12 protein-coding genes are annotated in these 15,233 nt (G+C 66.5%); 1 reads left to right on the top strand and 11 read right to left on the bottom strand.

Features of this window, described 5'->3' with window-relative positions; genetic code table 11:
- Positions 1–196 precede the first annotated feature (196 nt).
- Positions 197–1,534 carry a tRNA guanosine(34) transglycosylase Tgt gene (gene tgt, locus ACR81A_RS06430; protein WP_337248946.1) on the top strand — a complete coding sequence of 446 codons (1,338 nt, stop codon included), beginning with the start codon at positions 197–199 and terminating at the stop codon, positions 1,532–1,534.
- A gap of 63 nt (positions 1,535–1,597) precedes the next feature.
- Here tgt and ACR81A_RS06425 read toward each other — a convergent pair whose 3' ends face one another.
- The 11 genes from ACR81A_RS06425 to ACR81A_RS06375 form a co-directional block, all read right to left on the bottom strand.
- The gene (locus ACR81A_RS06425; protein WP_440313050.1) at positions 1,598–2,347 is read right to left on the bottom strand and encodes a queuosine precursor transporter; all 750 of its coding nucleotides are present in this window, start codon (positions 2,345–2,347) and stop codon (positions 1,598–1,600) included.
- Positions 2,348–2,360: 13 nt separating this feature from the next.
- Entirely contained in the window at positions 2,361–3,353 is a 993-nt protein-coding gene (locus ACR81A_RS06420; RefSeq protein ID WP_337248945.1) for an NAD(P)/FAD-dependent oxidoreductase, read from the bottom strand.
- Positions 3,354–3,363: 10 nt separating this feature from the next.
- Complete coding sequence (gltX, locus tag ACR81A_RS06415) at positions 3,364–4,896, bottom strand: glutamate--tRNA ligase (RefSeq protein WP_440313049.1); 1,533 nt, start codon at positions 4,894–4,896, stop codon at positions 3,364–3,366.
- 10 nt (positions 4,897–4,906) lie between these two features.
- Positions 4,907–6,184, bottom strand: a complete 1,278-nt coding sequence (locus ACR81A_RS06410; protein ID WP_440313048.1) for an MFS transporter — start codon at positions 6,182–6,184, stop codon at positions 4,907–4,909.
- Positions 6,181–7,131 carry a LysR family transcriptional regulator gene (locus tag ACR81A_RS06405; RefSeq protein ID WP_440313047.1) on the bottom strand — a complete coding sequence of 317 codons (951 nt, stop codon included), beginning with the start codon at positions 7,129–7,131 and terminating at the stop codon, positions 6,181–6,183. Before ACR81A_RS06405 ends, ACR81A_RS06410 begins: the two co-directional genes overlap by 4 nt.
- 101 nt (positions 7,132–7,232) lie before the next feature.
- Complete coding sequence (gene rlmN, locus ACR81A_RS06400; protein ID WP_440313046.1) at positions 7,233–8,537, bottom strand: 23S rRNA (adenine(2503)-C(2))-methyltransferase RlmN; 1,305 nt, start codon at positions 8,535–8,537, stop codon at positions 7,233–7,235.
- A 42-nt stretch (positions 8,538–8,579) separates the two neighbouring features.
- Positions 8,580–8,993, bottom strand: a complete 414-nt coding sequence (locus tag ACR81A_RS06395; protein WP_440313045.1) for a DUF779 domain-containing protein — start codon at positions 8,991–8,993, stop codon at positions 8,580–8,582.
- 76 nt (positions 8,994–9,069) lie between these two features.
- Positions 9,070–10,089 carry an alcohol dehydrogenase AdhP gene (gene adhP, locus ACR81A_RS06390; protein WP_202382186.1) on the bottom strand — a complete coding sequence of 340 codons (1,020 nt, stop codon included), beginning with the start codon at positions 10,087–10,089 and terminating at the stop codon, positions 9,070–9,072.
- Positions 10,090–10,168: 79 nt separating this feature from the next.
- A complete protein-coding gene (exaC, locus tag ACR81A_RS06385) occupies positions 10,169–11,692 on the bottom strand; it encodes an acetaldehyde dehydrogenase ExaC (RefSeq protein WP_202382135.1) in 1,524 nt (507 codons plus the stop codon).
- A gap of 136 nt (positions 11,693–11,828) precedes the next feature.
- Positions 11,829–13,262, bottom strand: a complete 1,434-nt coding sequence (locus ACR81A_RS06380; RefSeq protein WP_440313044.1) for a GAF domain-containing protein — start codon at positions 13,260–13,262, stop codon at positions 11,829–11,831.
- 68 nt (positions 13,263–13,330) lie between these two features.
- Positions 13,331–15,229 carry a hypothetical protein gene (locus ACR81A_RS06375; RefSeq protein WP_440313043.1) on the bottom strand — a complete coding sequence of 633 codons (1,899 nt, stop codon included), beginning with the start codon at positions 15,227–15,229 and terminating at the stop codon, positions 13,331–13,333.
- Between the last annotated feature and the right edge of the window lie 4 nt (positions 15,230–15,233).

The raw sequence follows: 15,233 nt of genomic DNA, 5'->3' as shown, positions 1-15,233 counted from the left end.
GATCATCAATTGGAAGATCCGTCTGGCTTCCGGCTGAGCGGCTTTCGCTGCCTGCCCGGTTGCGCTGACAAGGGATTACATTACGCAGTTCCGCACCACACCGCAAACCGACACGCGCTCCCGGGCGCGTCCTGCCTGACGCGCGCCTGCGCCCGTCCTCCCGAGATTCGGAGAGAGTGAGTGCTTAGATGGACAGGTGAACGAGCAAACACCCCTGACTCCCCCGCCCTCCCCCGACGACTTCGGCTTCTCAGTCGAGCACCATCTTGAGCAGGGCGTAGTCGGGAGCGCCGGCGTTCCACTCGGCCGTGCGGGCACCATCCGCACCCCGCACGGGGAGATCCAGACCCCTGCGTTCATCCCGGTCGGTACGAAGGCGACGGTCAAGGCAGTGCTCCCTGAGACCGTGACACAGCTCGGCGGCCAGGCTGTCCTGGCGAACGCCTACCATCTCTTCCTCCAGCCGGGCTCGGATCTCGTGGACGAAGCCGGCGGCCTCGGTCGGTTCATGAACTGGGACGGTCCGACCTTTACGGACTCCGGCGGGTTCCAGGTGATGTCACTGGGTGTTGGGTTCAAGAAGGTCATCTCGATGACAGAGACCGCGCACTCCGATGCTGAGGTGATCGCGAAGAACAAGGAACGCCTCGCACACGTGGACGAGGACGGGGTCACCTTCAAGTCATTCATCAACGGCGACAAGCATCGTTTCACCCCCGAGGTGTCGATGCAGATCCAGCATCAGCTTGGCGCTGACATCATTTTTGCGTTCGATGAGTGCACCACGCTGCTCAACACTCGCGCCTACCAGGAGGACTCCGTTGCGCGGACTGCGCGCTGGGCTGTTCGTTGCCTCGACGAGCATGCGCGCCAGACCGCTGATCGCGGGCACCGCCCGTACCAAGCGCTCTTCGGAGTCGTGCAGGGGGCGCAGTACGAAGACCTACGTCGTGAAGCCGCTCGCGGTCTCGCTGGAATGACCGGCGCAGATGCGGGCGATCAGCGGTTCGATGGGTTTGGAATCGGCGGCGCCCTCGAGAAGAGCGAGCTCGGCACCATTGTTTCGTGGGTGACCGATGAGCTCCCCGAAGAAAGGCCCCGCCACCTTCTCGGGATCTCGGAGCCCGACGACCTCTTCGCCGCGATCGCCGCGGGGGCCGACACCTTCGATTGCGTGGCACCCTCCCGCCAGGCACGCGGCGGGAGCATGTATTCGGCGAACGGGCGCATCAATGCGAAGGCCGCGACACAGCGCCGACGCTTTGAACCGCTTGAGGAGGGCTGCGACTGCTACACCTGCGAGAACTACACCGCGGCGTACCTGCACCACCTGTTCAAGGCAAAGGAAATGCTCGGATCGACACTCGCCACCATTCACAACGAGCGATTCATTGTGCGCCTGGTCGACCGCATTCGCGCGAGCATCCTTGACGGCACCTTTGTTGAGCTCCGCGACGAGGTCTTGGGTCGGATCTATGGCCCGGAGTTCGCCCGTGCCGCGGCGGCGGCACAGCCGCAGCACGCGGAGCGGTAACCGCAGCTGGCCCGGCTCCGAGTACTCGGGGCCGGGCCAGCTGCGTGGTCCGGGTGTATCGACCTACGCAGAGTGGGCGGTTGTTGCTGCAGCTCGCTGCTCTGCGGCCCGAACGCGTGAAATGACTCGTGTGGTGACGGGGAGCAGTACGACCTCGGCCAATACCTTGATGCCGTAGCCCAGGGCGGTGTATCCGAGGAAGTCCCACCCCTCGAGCACGCCCCAGAACGCAATCGTGCAAAACACCACCGTGTCCACGACCTGCCCCACCACTGTGGAAGCAATCAGGCGGGTCCGCAGGAAGCGCCCTGAGGTCCGGCGACGCAGCCAGACCAGCACCCACGCGTTGATCAACTGACCAGCGAGGAATGCACCCAGGCTTGCGGCGACGATTCGCGGCACGAAACCCAGCACCGACTCAAACGCTGCTTGGTTCTCCCATCCGGGGGCGGCAGGCGAAAGCTGCGTCACCCAGATCGTCAGCGATGTGAGAAGCGAGAGCGCGAACGCGGTGAAGATTGCACGGCGCGCGGCCTTCAGACCGTACACCTCCGCAAGCACGTCGCCCACGATGTACACAAGCGGGAAGAGGAATACGCCACCGTCCACGATGAATGGGCCGAGCGAAAGCTCCCCCAACTGCACCGGGCCAAACGCGATGAGCTTCACCGCGACGATGTTCGAGATGAGGAGCAGCCCCACAAAACTCGCGACCACCACCGCGTAGCGAGCCCCAGCCGCAGCGGCTCGGGTACCCGCAGTCGCAGGTGAGTATTCGGACTCGGAGAGCCCGCTTGAATCAGTGTCGCTCACGAGCAGTTCTCGCTCACTCATCAATCAGCCCGACGCCGAGGGCACCGCGGATCATGTCCATGTTGAGCTTCGCCGCAACGCGCGCACCATTGCCGGCAGCAATAATGAGCTGCTGCGGCCCGGGCGGCACGATGTCGCCCACCGCGTAGACTCCGCGCACCGCGGTCTCGCCGCGCTCGTCGGTGACCACCAAGCCCCAGTCGTCGCGTTCGATGGGCAGCTCGCCCATGAACTCAACCGGCGCGTTCCAGCGTGGGCGCACGAAGCCACCCACACGCGGAATCACCTCGCCATCCGCGAGTCGAACCCCGGTCATGTCGGCCTTCTCGCCGACGATGTCATCAATGGCACGGCGCTCCACACGAATGCCAATCGCCGAGAGCTGAGCTTCCTGCTCCGCCCGGATGGTGTCGGCCCCGTTGGTGAACACGATGAGGTCCGAACTAAACCGACTAATCAGCAGCGCACGCGCAAAAAGATCTGCGGTCTCACCAATCAGCACGAGTGGCTTGTCCGTCTTCTCGAATCCGTCGCACTCAACACAACTGTGCAACGCCGTACCGTAGTACGCGCGGATCATCGGGAGCGGCGGCAGTTCTTCGGTGAGACCCGCGGCAATCAGCACGCGACGCGCGATGTACTCCACGTCGGCGGCACCCCGGATCCCCGTGCCGCGCACGCGGAATCCGATCCCGTCGGGGAAGCCCGCAGCACGGGCCTCGTCCGCCGTGAGCGGGGTCACCTCGCGGGTCATGGCCTGAGCGAAGATCGCGGAGGGATAGCCCTCAAACTCTTCGCGGCCGAGCCGACGCAGCTCGAGCGGCGAGGCCCCGTCACGGGTCAGGAAGCCGTGCGACTGGAGCGTGGCCGAGTGCCGAGGGCGGTTGCTATCCAGGATGGCAATCCGGCGGTTCGCGCGAACCAGCTGAAGCCCGGCCGACAACCCTGCGGGGCCACCACCAATGATCGCAACGCCGATCGGCGCCTCGGGCACACGCTCAGTCACGGTTCCTCCCCTACTCGCCCGCCGTGTCCGCGAGGTGCGCGGCAAGCTTCCGCAGACGCGCGAGGGTGTCTGCACGGCCAATCAATTCAAAGGACTCAAAGAGCGGCGGCGAGACGCGACGCCCCGAAGCGGCAACACGGAGCGCCCCAAACGCCACGCGCGGCTTCAGCTCAAGCCCCTCGATGAGGGCGGTCTGCAGCGCGTTCTGGATCGCCTCGGTGTTCCACTCGGCAGCACCGAGTCCCTCGAGCGCGGCAAGGCCAGCTTCAAGGACCTGCGGCGCATCAGCCTTCAGAGACTTCAGCGCGTCCTCCTCGTAGCTGAGTGCATCAGCCGTGGTGAAGAGGAAGCCCATCATCGGGGTGACCTCGGAGAGCACCGTGACCCGGCTCTGCACGAGCGGCACAGCGCGACGCACAATCTCAAGCTGCTCTGCATTCGGCTCGACCGGCAGCGCACCACCAGCGATCAGATAGGGCAGGATCCGCGAACCAAAATCTTCCTCCGTGAGGAGTCGAATGTGGTCGGCGTTGATCGAGTCGGCCTTCTTCTGGTCGAAGCGGGCCGGGTTCGGGTTCACATCGCGCACGTCGAACGCCGCGATCATCTCATCGCTCGTGAAGACGTCACGATCGGCGGAAAGCGACCAGCCGAGCAGCGACAGGTAGTTCAGCAGCCCCTCGGGGATGAACCCGCGCTCACGATGATGCAGGAGGTTCGACTCGGGGTCGCGCTTCGACAGCTTCTTGTTTCCCTCACCGAGCACGTACGGCAGATGACCGAACTGCGGGATCGCAGCCTCGATGCCCAGCTCCACGAGCGCGCTGTGCAGCGCGATCTGACGCGGGGTGGAGGACAACAGGTCCTCGCCGCGCAGCACATGGGTGATGCCCATCAGCGCGTCGTCCACCGGGTTCACCAGGGTGTAGAGCGGCGCACCGTTCGGGCGCACGACGACGAAGTCGATCGTCGAGCCGGCGGGGAACGTAATGTCGCCACGCACGAGGTCGGTGAACGAGAGGTCAACGTCGGGGACGCGGAAGCGCAGTGCGGGCTCGCGTCCCTCGGCGCGGAAGGCCGCGCGCTGCTCGTCAGTCAGGTCACGGTCGAAGTTGTCGTAGCCGAGCTGCTTCGGGCGACCTGCAGCCTCGTTGCGCGCATCGATCTCTTCGGCGGTCGAGTAGCTCTCGTAGAGGTGCCCGGCCTCGCGCAGGCGGGCAATGATCCCCTGGTAGATTTCACCGCGCTGCGACTGTCGGTAGGGGCCGTGCTCGCCCCCCGCGTCGATGCCCTCGTCCCAGTCAAGGCCGAGCCAGCGCAGTGAATCGAGGATCTGGCTGTAGCTCTCCTCGCTGTCACGCGCGGCATCGGTGTCCTCGATGCGGAACACGAAGGTGCCTCCGGTGTGACGCGCGTATGCCCAGTTGAAGAGGGCAGTGCGCACCATGCCGACGTGCGGGGTGCCGGTCGGCGAAGGGCAGAAACGGACGCGAACGTCGGAGCCGGTCGCGCTGGAAAACTTGGGGGTCTCGGTGTGTGACATCAGATCTATCCTACCCTCGGGAAACGGTCGTGAGGCGAATGGCGAGCGCCGCGCCGAGCACAATGAACACACCGGCGACAATCGAGACGAGCGGGAAGCCACCGGCTGCGAAGAGCGCACCCGATGCGGCGCCGAAGAGTGCGCCCGCAGCGTTCATCGCGGTGTCCGACTGGCCCTGCCGGGCGGGTCGGTCAGCGCTCGGGGTGAGATCCGTGACCAGCACCGCACCCGCAACGGTAACCATGCACCACCCGATCCCCAGCAAAATCAACGCCGTCTGAATGATGGGAACCGAATCGCCACCGAAGCCCGTGCCGAGCGAGGCGATGCCGAGCACGCCGAAGCCACCAAGCACAACCGGGATCGGTCCCAGCTTGCTCGTCAACGCACCAAACACCGGGGAAAGCGCGTACATGCCAGCGATGTGCAGGCTGATCGTCAGGCCCACAAGGGTGATACTGCCGCCGTGGTGGGTGAGATGCAGCGGAGTCATGGCCATGAGCCCCACCATGACGGCGTGGGCGATCGCGATGAGCGCGATCGCGAGGAACTGGGAAGAGCGCGAGGCGCGGCGCTTCGCATCTTCGAGCAGCGCAGGGCGCTCTGCTGCATCAGCGACCGCACTCGGCGCGGGCGTCTCCGACTCCAGCGCTGCCAGCCGACGTGCCTCGAGCAGCGGGTCTGGGCGGAGCCCGATCCACACGACGAGGCCGGCCGCAATCTGCGCAGCGATCGTGAAGAAGAAGATGCCAGCAAGCCCGGGCAAACCGAGCGCCTCACCCAGGCGCTCGCCCGGGCCGATGAGGTTCGGGCCCGTGACGGCACCGATAGTGATCGACCACACGACGAGCGAGAGGTCGCGCGCGCGATTCTCGGGAAGGGCGAGGTCGGCTGCGGCAAAGCGCGACTGCAGTTGGACGGCCACCGCAATGCCGAGCACCGCCAGACCCACGAAGAGCAGCACCGACCACCGCTCGGCCGAGGCGACGACCACGAGGACGGCGCCGAGCACGGCGATCGCGTTTCCCGTGGCGAGTGCCACGCGACGTCCTCGCCGCGCGGCAAGCCGAGCAAGCGGCATCCCCGCGATCGCCGCGCCCACGGCGTTCATGGTCGAGCCGAAACCGGAGAGGGCGGGATTCCCCGTGATGTCTGCAATCAGCAGCGCGCCCGCGGAGAGCGAAGCACCGACGCCGAGGCCGCCCAGAATCGTAGCGAGCGCGAGGACGCCGACCATGCGGCGTTGCACACTCGCCGGCGCACGATGCACGACGGTACCAACGCTCACGCGATCACCTCGAGTCCCCACCGCGCTCCATCGACGCCGGCGAGCAACCGCTTCGCGAGGCGCACCTGTGGGCTCTCGTTCGCGGTGGCCATCGAGACAATGCCAATCGTGCGGTAGCGCGGTGGATCAAGCGGCAGCGCTCGCGCGTCATCGGGAAGCGTGCGAGCGGCAGCCAGCGCGAGACCGGGAACGAGCGCGACGGCTCCACCCGCGGCAGCCATCGCGAGCATGGCCGGCACATTGTCCGTTTCCTGAATGATGTCAGGTTCGAATCCGGCCTCCCCGGCAGCGCTCAGCAGGTGGCCGCGGCACTTCTCGCAACCCGCGATCCAGTGCTCGTGAGAGAAGTCGCCCAACTTTGCGGACTCCCCTTCCACCTGACGGTCGTCCGACACGACAAGTTTCACCTCCTCGCGCCAGAGCGGCAGGTACGCACTCCCAGCGGGAAGCTCGGCGGCTCCCTCATAGTCAAAGATCAGCGCGCAGTCGACCTCGCCGTCGCGGAGCATCCCGGCAGCCGCCGGCGGCTCCGCCTCGCGATACTGCAGCGCAACGTCGGGCGCCTCCGCCGCGAGTCGGCGCATGAGATCGGGCACGAGCGTCGCTGAGGCAGACGGAAAGCCGACCATGCGGAGGGTCCCCGCGCGCGCACCTCTGAGGTCGTCGATCGCCGCGAGAGCGGCATCGATCTCCGCGACAACGGTACGGCCGTGGTCCGCGAGGATCTGCCCCGCCGTGGTCAACCGGATCCCCCGCCCGCTGCGCTCAATGAGCGGCACCGCGAGCCGGGTCTCCACCCGCTTGATGCGCTGGCTCACTGCGGGCTGGCTGAGCCCGAGGCTCCCCGCAGCCGCCGTCAGCGAGCCAGTCGTTGCGAGCGCGTGGAGAATGCGCAGCTCAGTAGAGTCGATTGAGCCGATCGGATCGGCTGTTCGCTGAGTGGTCATGGGATCGAGTCTACCCGGGACATAACCTCAGGCGAAGCAAATGAACAGAATGATTCTGTTTCATTATGACTGCCCGCGGGTGCGTCCTCGACCCGCCCCAATTACGCTTCTGCGAACGCCGCCGCTTCAGCTCGATCCTGCTCTGTTGCCACCAGCTGGCCGCAGGCGCCGTCGATCTCCTTGCCGCGCGTATCGCGCAGCGTCGTCGGGATGCCCGCAGCGTTCAGCCGATCCACGAATTCCCGGGTCACCTCACGGGTCGACGAGGTCCAGATCGAACCCGGCGTGGGGTTCAGCGGAATCGGGTTCACGTGCACCCAGCCGCGGCCACGCTGGTTGAGCCGCTCCGCGAGCAGGTCCGCGCGCCAGGCGTGGTCGTTCATGTCCTTGATCAGCGCGTACTCGATCGATACGCGACGCCCGGTCTTCTCGTAGTAGCCGTACGCGGCGTCGAGCACCTCGTCGACCTTCCAACGGCTATTGACCGGGATCAGCTCGTCGCGCAGCTGATCGTCCGGCGCGTGCAGCGAGAGCGCAAACGTAATGGCGAGGTCTTCGTCCGCGAGCTTCCGGATCGCGGGCGCAAGCCCCACGGTCGACACGGTGATACCGCGGGCCGACATGCCGAGCCCCTCAGGAGCGGGCGCCACCATGCGGTGCACCGCGTTCATGACGCGCTTGTAGTTGGCGAGCGGCTCCCCCATGCCCATGAACACGATGTTGTTCACGCGCTCGGCCTCGGCGCCGTTGCCTTCCTCACGCGCCCGGCCCAGCCCACCCTCGGCAATGACGCGGTTCGCCTGGACGACCTGGTCGAGGATCTCGGCGGTCGACATGTTCCGGGTGAGACCCGCCTGACCGGTGGCGCAAAATGGGCAGTTCATACCGCAACCGCACTGGCTCGACACGCAGAGCGTGATGCGGCCTGGGTAGCGCATCAGCACGGACTCGACGAGTGCACCGTCGAAGAGCCGCCAGAGGAACTTGATCGTCGATCCATCATCAGTAACGAGTCGCTTCACCTCGGTGAGCAGCGGCGGGAAGAGCGCCTCGGCAACCTCCGCGCGACGATCCTTCGGAAGATCGGTCATCTGCTCGGGATCGGTGACGTAGTTGTCGAAGTACTGCTTTGAAATCTGCTTCGCTCGGAACTTCGGCAGGCCGAGTTCCACGATCTTCGCTTCGCGTTCCGCGAGCGTCAGGTCGGCGAGGTGCGTGGCCGGCTGCTTGACGCGCGGCGAGGCGAACTGCAGCGTCGGCCGCCCGTCTGGGCTCGTGAGCTGCTTCCAGCCCTCCGTCTTCGGGCGCACCTGAGGGCGCCGCGCGAGACCGCCCGTGTTGGGTCGCGTCTTGATGAACTTCGCTTCCTCAGCGCCGCGTTCGTGATTCAGCTTGTTGGGATCCACTGCTCTATTGTCGCAGGTCAAACTGCGTGGGTGGTCACCGGCTCACAGCAAGCGGGAGCGGATCAGGAAGCGCTCACCCTCCGGGGCCTCGAGCGAGAAGCCACTCCCCCGACCGGGCACCGCGTCAACCGTCAGGTGCGTGTGGGCCCAGAGCGCAAACTGCTCACGGGACATCCAGAACGGAATCTCGCGTGCATCGGCATCAGATTCTCGAGCGGGCTCGAGCTCTAGCGTTCCGAGCAGCACGTCTTGCCCTCCGGTGCGAAACTCCCCCGCCTGGTAACACATGGGCGCGCTGCCGTCGCAGCAGCCGCCCGACTGGTGAAACATAAGTGGCCCGTGAATCTCCCAGAGCCGCTCGATGAGCGCGAGCGCCGCGGGCGTGAACGCCAGACGGCTCTCGGTCTCGCCCTCGACCTCTGGACGGGCGGCTCGAGTGCGATCCTGATCTGCCATGGTTCTCTCCTTGGGTCGTCGTGGGCGTGTGGGCCCGGGGCTCAGCTCACAGCCCCGGGCCCACACTGGGGTGTCGCTACGCGCTCGCCAGGCGAAGCACCACGCGGCCGTCGATCTTGCCGGCGCGCATCTCGTCAAGCACCTCGTTTACGTCATCGAGCGGGCGCTCGGCAACGGTCGGGTGGATCAGCCCGCGGGCGTAGAAATCGAGAGCCTCGATCATGTCCTGGCGCGTCCCCACGATTGAGCCACGAATCGTCAACCCCTTGAGCACGATGTCGAAGATGGGAGCCGGGAAGTCCCCGGGCGGCAAGCCGTTGAACACGATGGTGCCGCCGCGGCGGGTCATACCGATCGCCTGCCCGAACGCCGAGGGGTGCACAGCGGTGACGAGCACCCCGTGGCTCCCACCTGTCTGGCGCTGGATCGCCTCGACCGGATCCTCGTTCAGCGCATTGACGGTCACCTCAGCGCCGTGCTTCTTCGCGAGCGCAAGTTTGTCGTCGGCAATGTCCACCGCCGCGACACGCATGCCCATCGCCACGGCATACTGCACCGCGATGTGACCGAGGCCGCCAATGCCCGAGATCACGACCCACTGGCCAGGGCGCACGCCCGTGACCTTCAGGCCCTTGTAGACCGTCACGCCAGCGCAGAGCACCGGCGCCACCTCGACGGGATCCGAGCCCGCGGGCACGACTGCCGCGTACTCCGCGTCCACGAGCATGTACTCCGCAAACGAGCCGTCAACCGAGTAGCCACCATTCTGCTGCTGTTCGCACAGCGTCTCCCAGCCGGTGCGACAGTGCTCGCAGTGGCCACACGCGGACCACAGCCACGCATTCCCCACGAGATCACCCACGGCAACGTTCGTGACTCCCTCGCCGACGGCTTCGACGAGGCCAACGCCCTCGTGTCCGGGGATGAACGGCGGGCTCGGCTTCACAGGCCAGTCGCCTTCAACGGCGTGCAGGTCGGTGTGGCAGACGCCGGTGGTCAGCACGCGCACCAGCGCCTGGCCGGCACCCGGGGTCGGAACGGACTGATCGGCGACGTCCAAGCGGGCACCAAAGCTCGGCACGGATGCGGCGCGCATCGTTGAAGTGGTCATGGGAGATTCCTTTCGACGGTGAATGGAGTACTACGTGAGTGGGAAGGGGCAAGAACGCGTCGGCTTAGAAGAAGCCGTCTGCGGTCTCCTTGTAGCTGACGAGCAGGTTCTTGGTCTGCTGGTAGTGATCAAGCATCATGAGGTGGTTTTCGCGCCCGATGCCGCTCGACTTGTAGCCACCGAAGGCCGCGTGTGCCGGGTAGGCGTGGTAGTTGTTCACCCAGACACGGCCCGCCTGAATGGCGCGACCCGCGCGATACGCGGTGTTGCCGTTGCGACTCCACACGCCGGCGCCCAGCCCGTACAGGGTGTCGTTCGCGATCCGCACCGCGTCATCGAAGTCCGTGAACGTGGTTGCGGCAACGACGGGCCCGAAGATCTCCTCCTGGAAGATCCGCATCGAGTTGTCGCCGCGGAAGATCGTCGGCTGGATGTAGAAGCCGTCCGCGAACTCACCTCCGAGGTCGGCGACGCCGCCTCCCGTGAGCACCTGCGCACCCTCCTGCTTGCCGATATCAAGGTACGACTTGATCTTTTCGAACTGATCGTTCGACGCCTGCGCACCCATCATCGTGTCGGTGTCGAGCGGGTTGCCGCGCGTGATGCGCTCGGTGCGCTCTGCCACCGCGTCGAGGAAGTCATCCGCGATCGAGGCCTGAATCAGCGCACGCGAGGGGCACGTGCACACTTCCCCCTGGTTGAGGGCGAACATCGTGAACCCTTCCTTCGCCTTATCGAAGTACGCATCGTCCTGCGCCATCACGTCCTCGAAGAAGAGATTCGGGCTCTTCCCGCCGAGCTCGAGCGTCACGGGGATGATGTTCTCCGAGGCGTACTGCATGATGAGGCGTCCGGTGGTTGTCTCACCCGTGAAGGCAATCTTGCGGATGCGCTTGTTGGTCGCGAGGGGCTTCCCGGCCTCAGCGCCAAAGCCGTTCACAATGTTGACGACCCCGGCGGGAAGCAGATCACCGATCAGTTCGAACAGCACCAGGATCGAGGCCGGCGTTTGCTCGGCCGGCTTCAGCACGATGGCGTTGCCCGCTGCGAGCGCCGGCGCAAGCTTCCACGTCGCCATGAGGATCGGGAAGTTCCAGGGGATGATCTGGCCCACCACCCCGAGCGGCTCGTGGAAGTGATACGCGACCATGTCCTCGTTGATCTGGGAAAGTCCACCCTCCTGCGCGCGGATCGCACCAGCGAAGTAGCGGAAGTGATCGATCGCAAGCGGAATGTCGGCGTTGAGCGTCTCGCGCACCGCCTTGCCGTTGTCCCAGGTCTCCGCCACTGCGAGGAGCTCAAGGTTCTGCTCCATGCGATCCGCGATCTTGTTCAGAATCAGCGCGCGCTCGGCGGGGCTTGTCTGGCCCCACGCGGGTGCCGCCGCGTGGGCTGCGTCGAGCGCCGCCTCAATGTCTTCAGCGGTGCCGCGGGCGATCTCGCAGAAGGCCTTGCCCGTGACGGGGGTGACGTTCTCGAAATACTGGCCCTTCACGGGGCGCACCCACTCGCCGCCGATGTAGTGCTCGTAGCGGCTCTTGAAATTGACCAGCGAATCCGGCTGGCCGGGGGCTGCGTACACAGTCATGACGTGTCTCCTTTGACATCGTTGCGGGTGCCGGGATTTCCCGGTCCTCCGAACGTATCGCTGGGAACGTTGCGTTCACGTTGCATCGACGTTGCAGCGTGGTTTCGGGCGCGCAACAGTCGCCCGGTTCGGCTGGTTACTGCTCGCCGCGCAACGCTTCGAGCTTGGCCACCACGTGGGCGCGCCGGGGTGAGCGCGCGGGAAGCACCTGGAGCAAGGTCTCCCAGATGTGCGCGTCCGCCCAGGCCCACTGCTGCGCGTACGCAAACAGCTGATCGGGATCAGCGCGCTCAAGCATCGTCTCCCGCAATGTCGCGTCGAGTTCGGCACGCAAGCGCTCAGCCACGGGCGACACGGAGGTGGGCAGCACTGGGCCGGCATAGCCTGCGAGCGCCGCGGTGTGCTCCCCAGCGTCCAGCTGCGCCAACGCGTCTGAGGCGTCCACCCGCAGCGGTCCGTCGAGCGCGTACGGCCGGGACTGCAGGCGGAGCGGCACGGCCTCCGCGGCGAACCACCGGCGCAGGCGCACAAGTTCAGCGCGGAGCGTCTGCTCTGCGTCGGCCCGCCCGTACACCTCCTCTGCGAGCTGCTCGGCTGAGCACCCGGCCGGCGAGGCCGCGAGCGCGAGCAGTATCTCCGCGTGGCGCCCCGTCAGCGGGGCAGATCCGGCTTCCCACTCCAGGGTGGCCTCCTCACGCCCGAGCACGCACAGTCGAGGCGCGGAAGGGCCGGGATCGAGCTCGAGATCCGGATCGGGATCAGCGCCGTGTCCCGCCGCGGGGCCCACCTGCGCGTGCGCGAATCCGCTCGCCGCCGCTGCGGCACTCGCGCGGGCCGGGTTCAAGAGTTCGCGGAGCCGGGCAAGCTGCAACTCCGCCTCAATCGCTGCGAGTGTCGCCTGCAGGAGGGGCAACAAGTGCGGTGAGGCGGCGCTGTCGCCGCCCGTCACATCAACCACGCCCAAGATCTCACCGCTTAGCGGGTCGTGCACGGGCGCCGCAGTGCAACTCCACTCGTGCACTGCGCGACTGAAGTGCTCGGCCCCCAACACCTGCAGCGCCTGGTCAAGCTCAATCGCACTGCCGGGAGCGCTCGTGCCCACCGAGTGCTCGGACCAGTCCATGCCCGCCCGAAACCCCATCTCGGCGGCACGGGTACGCAGGCGGGCGTCGCCGTCCACCCAGAGCAGGCGACCGGCTGAGTCTCCCACGGCGACGATGAGCCCGGACTCACGCGCCTCATCAAACAGCAGCTTGCGGATCACGGGAAGCACGCTCGACAGCGGGTGGATCCTCCGCAGCTCGTCCAACGCAGCGCCGTCAAGCGCGGGGCGTTCAAGCACCCGGTCGGGATGGATCGTGCCGCGCTGTGAGCGGAGCCAGGAGTCGAGTACGAACGGACGCACACCGGGCGTCGCCGCGAAACGCTCGCGCAGCTCGAGCTCCGCATTCGGATCGTGCAGGGCTGCGCTCGCAGCCGAACTCACAAACCGCTCGTGCGCACGTTCAAGCGCCCGCCGACGTTCTCGGACGGACTCTCCGCGCTGCAGCGCCTGCCATGAGCTCGGCACTCGACCTCCTCGTTGCGGCCCTTGTTGCCTCCCGAGCGTAGCCCATGTGGCCCCCGCCGTGGCTGCGATTATCCGGGGCTTCTGCGCCGTCCCGCCGCCCGGTGCGAGAGGCGTCGCCGCAGCTTCACAATCATCAGGCAGAACGAGCCGACGAGCAGCAGCCCGAAGAGCCCGGCGCCCACCCACAAATTCGGGATGATCCCAACGATGCCGATGAAGGCGATGGCGAGGAGCAGCAGCATCTCACGCACCTCATTGCCGAACTGCTGCAGCCTCGCTGGTCTGGCGCGGACCACCGCAAGCTGCTGTGCAGCAAGCCCAAGCCGAGCCCGTGTGGCGGCGTCGATGAACAGGGTCGGAATGTCGGGATGAATGCCCAGGGTGCTGCGCGCTCCGGGGAAGCGATCGTCCCAGCTCCCGGTCGAGACGCGGACGCGCTCCTGCCACACGTCCTCGGGCACCTGAAACGCCTTGACGACAAGGGTGCGCACCTGCCCGTCGTCTCCAGCGGCGCCTTCGAGGACCACGTAGTCACCGCTCGAGATGCCCAGTAGCTGCAGCGACAGCTCACTCATGAGGCACACCTCGCGCTCGGTGCTCGAAGGATCCGCGAGCGTGACCCGGAACGAAACATAGTTGGGCGCCCCGAGCAGCGCATCAAACGAGTCGCGCCGCTCCACGGTCACGGGCCGCAGGATCGCCCGCTCCCCCACTTCAAGCCCCGCGCCCATCCGCAACATGTGGTCAACCTCGATCAGATCGGGATCCGCGGGCGGAGCGGCATCTCCGTTCGATGTGTACACCGATGCGATCACACGGGGCGCACGCGCAGCGACTCCACCGTGCAGTGCCTCAGAAACAATCTCGACGTGCGTGGGATTGCCGAGCGCCGAGCGGACACGTTCGCCGAGGCGCACCACGGAGTTTCCTCGGCGCTCGAGGAGATCGTGGGTTCGCCCAACGGTCACGCTCAATCCGTCACGCCCCGCGAGCCCCGGGAGCGGGGCTGCGGGCCGCTGCGGGAATGGAAACCCGTATCGAGCCGCTTCGCTCCCCATGCAATCGGTGCGCTCGGCGAGCATGTTTCGATGCAGAACGTGGTTGCTTCGCTGCAGGGTTTCGAGGGATCCTTGCGCTCCCGGCAGTGCGGCGAACAGTTCCGCGGGTGTGCTCCCCCAGGCCTCCCTGCACACCTCGTCCTCGAGCAGCGCTCGCAGGGCACGCTCTTGCGTCGGCAGCCGGCGCGCGGTGATGTCCTCTGGCTCGATCAGCCCAGCGTCCGCTGTACCGAAGATGAAGGGGCCGCGCGCATCGCCGATCACGCCGTGATGCGCGACGTACGCGTAGGCGCCGGGAATGCGCTCGCCCGTTTCGAGCAGAATCTGCGCGTCGTCTACCCACACGCGCCGGTACCAGGGCGATTCAGTGGCGTCGATCGCGCGCAGCTGTGCCCGGCTGACAAACTGCACGGTCGTCGCGGTCGTTGCGCCCACCTCCGGGAAAATCGTCGCAGGGAGATACCCGGCGGGGGCGAGGAAGGAGGTAAAGCCCACGCGATACCCAGTGATTCGCGCACGAATCGACGGGACCACCAGTTGCGTGGACTCGGCCTCGAACTTATTGCGCAGCTGGGACGGCGCAGCGTTTGAGCCGATCGCGATCACGGGGACGAGGCCGTCCGCAATCGCGCCGGTGAGCTCTTCCAACACGCTGTTCAGTGTCGGCGAGACGCGGTGAGAGAGCCCGAGCTCGCGCGCAGATTCCTCATCGATCGCAACCCGGCAGCTGCCCAAGCGCTGTTCTGTCGGCGCTTCCCACGTGAGCGGGTCGCTCCAGCGGTCAAGAATGCGCCACACACGGTCCTGGGTAATCAGCACCGACGCGGCTGGAACGGCCCCGGGGTAGCTCAGGGGCTCGCGCCGGGGAGCGGCGGAGCCCGCGAATTCGGGGCCGTTCCAGTCGTTCATGCGT

This window comes from Leucobacter chromiireducens (assembly GCF_051993095.1).
GTDB lineage: Bacteria > Actinomycetota > Actinomycetes > Actinomycetales > Microbacteriaceae > Leucobacter > Leucobacter chromiireducens.
The sequence above is the reverse complement of the archived record's forward strand: the minus strand, read 5'-3'. Positions and strand labels throughout refer to the sequence as shown.

What these genes read in the sequence shown, in the direction of transcription:
- ACR81A_RS06395 (WP_440313045.1), bottom strand. Translation starts at nt 8,993, where the DNA reads ATGGCAGATCAGGATCGCACTCGAGCCGCCCGTCCAGAGGTCGAGGGC.
- ACR81A_RS06375 (WP_440313043.1), bottom strand. Translation starts at nt 15,229, where the DNA reads ATGAACGACTGGAACGGCCCCGAATTCGCGGGCTCCGCCGCTCCCCGG.
- adhP (WP_202382186.1), bottom strand. Translation starts at nt 10,089, where the DNA reads ATGCGCGCCGCATCCGTGCCGAGCTTTGGTGCCCGCTTGGACGTCGCC.
- gltX (WP_440313049.1), bottom strand. Translation starts at nt 4,896, where the DNA reads ATGTCACACACCGAGACCCCCAAGTTTTCCAGCGCGACCGGCTCCGAC.
- exaC (WP_202382135.1), bottom strand. Translation starts at nt 11,692, where the DNA reads ATGACTGTGTACGCAGCCCCCGGCCAGCCGGATTCGCTGGTCAATTTC.
- ACR81A_RS06405 (WP_440313047.1), bottom strand. Translation starts at nt 7,131, where the DNA reads ATGACCACTCAGCGAACAGCCGATCCGATCGGCTCAATCGACTCTACT.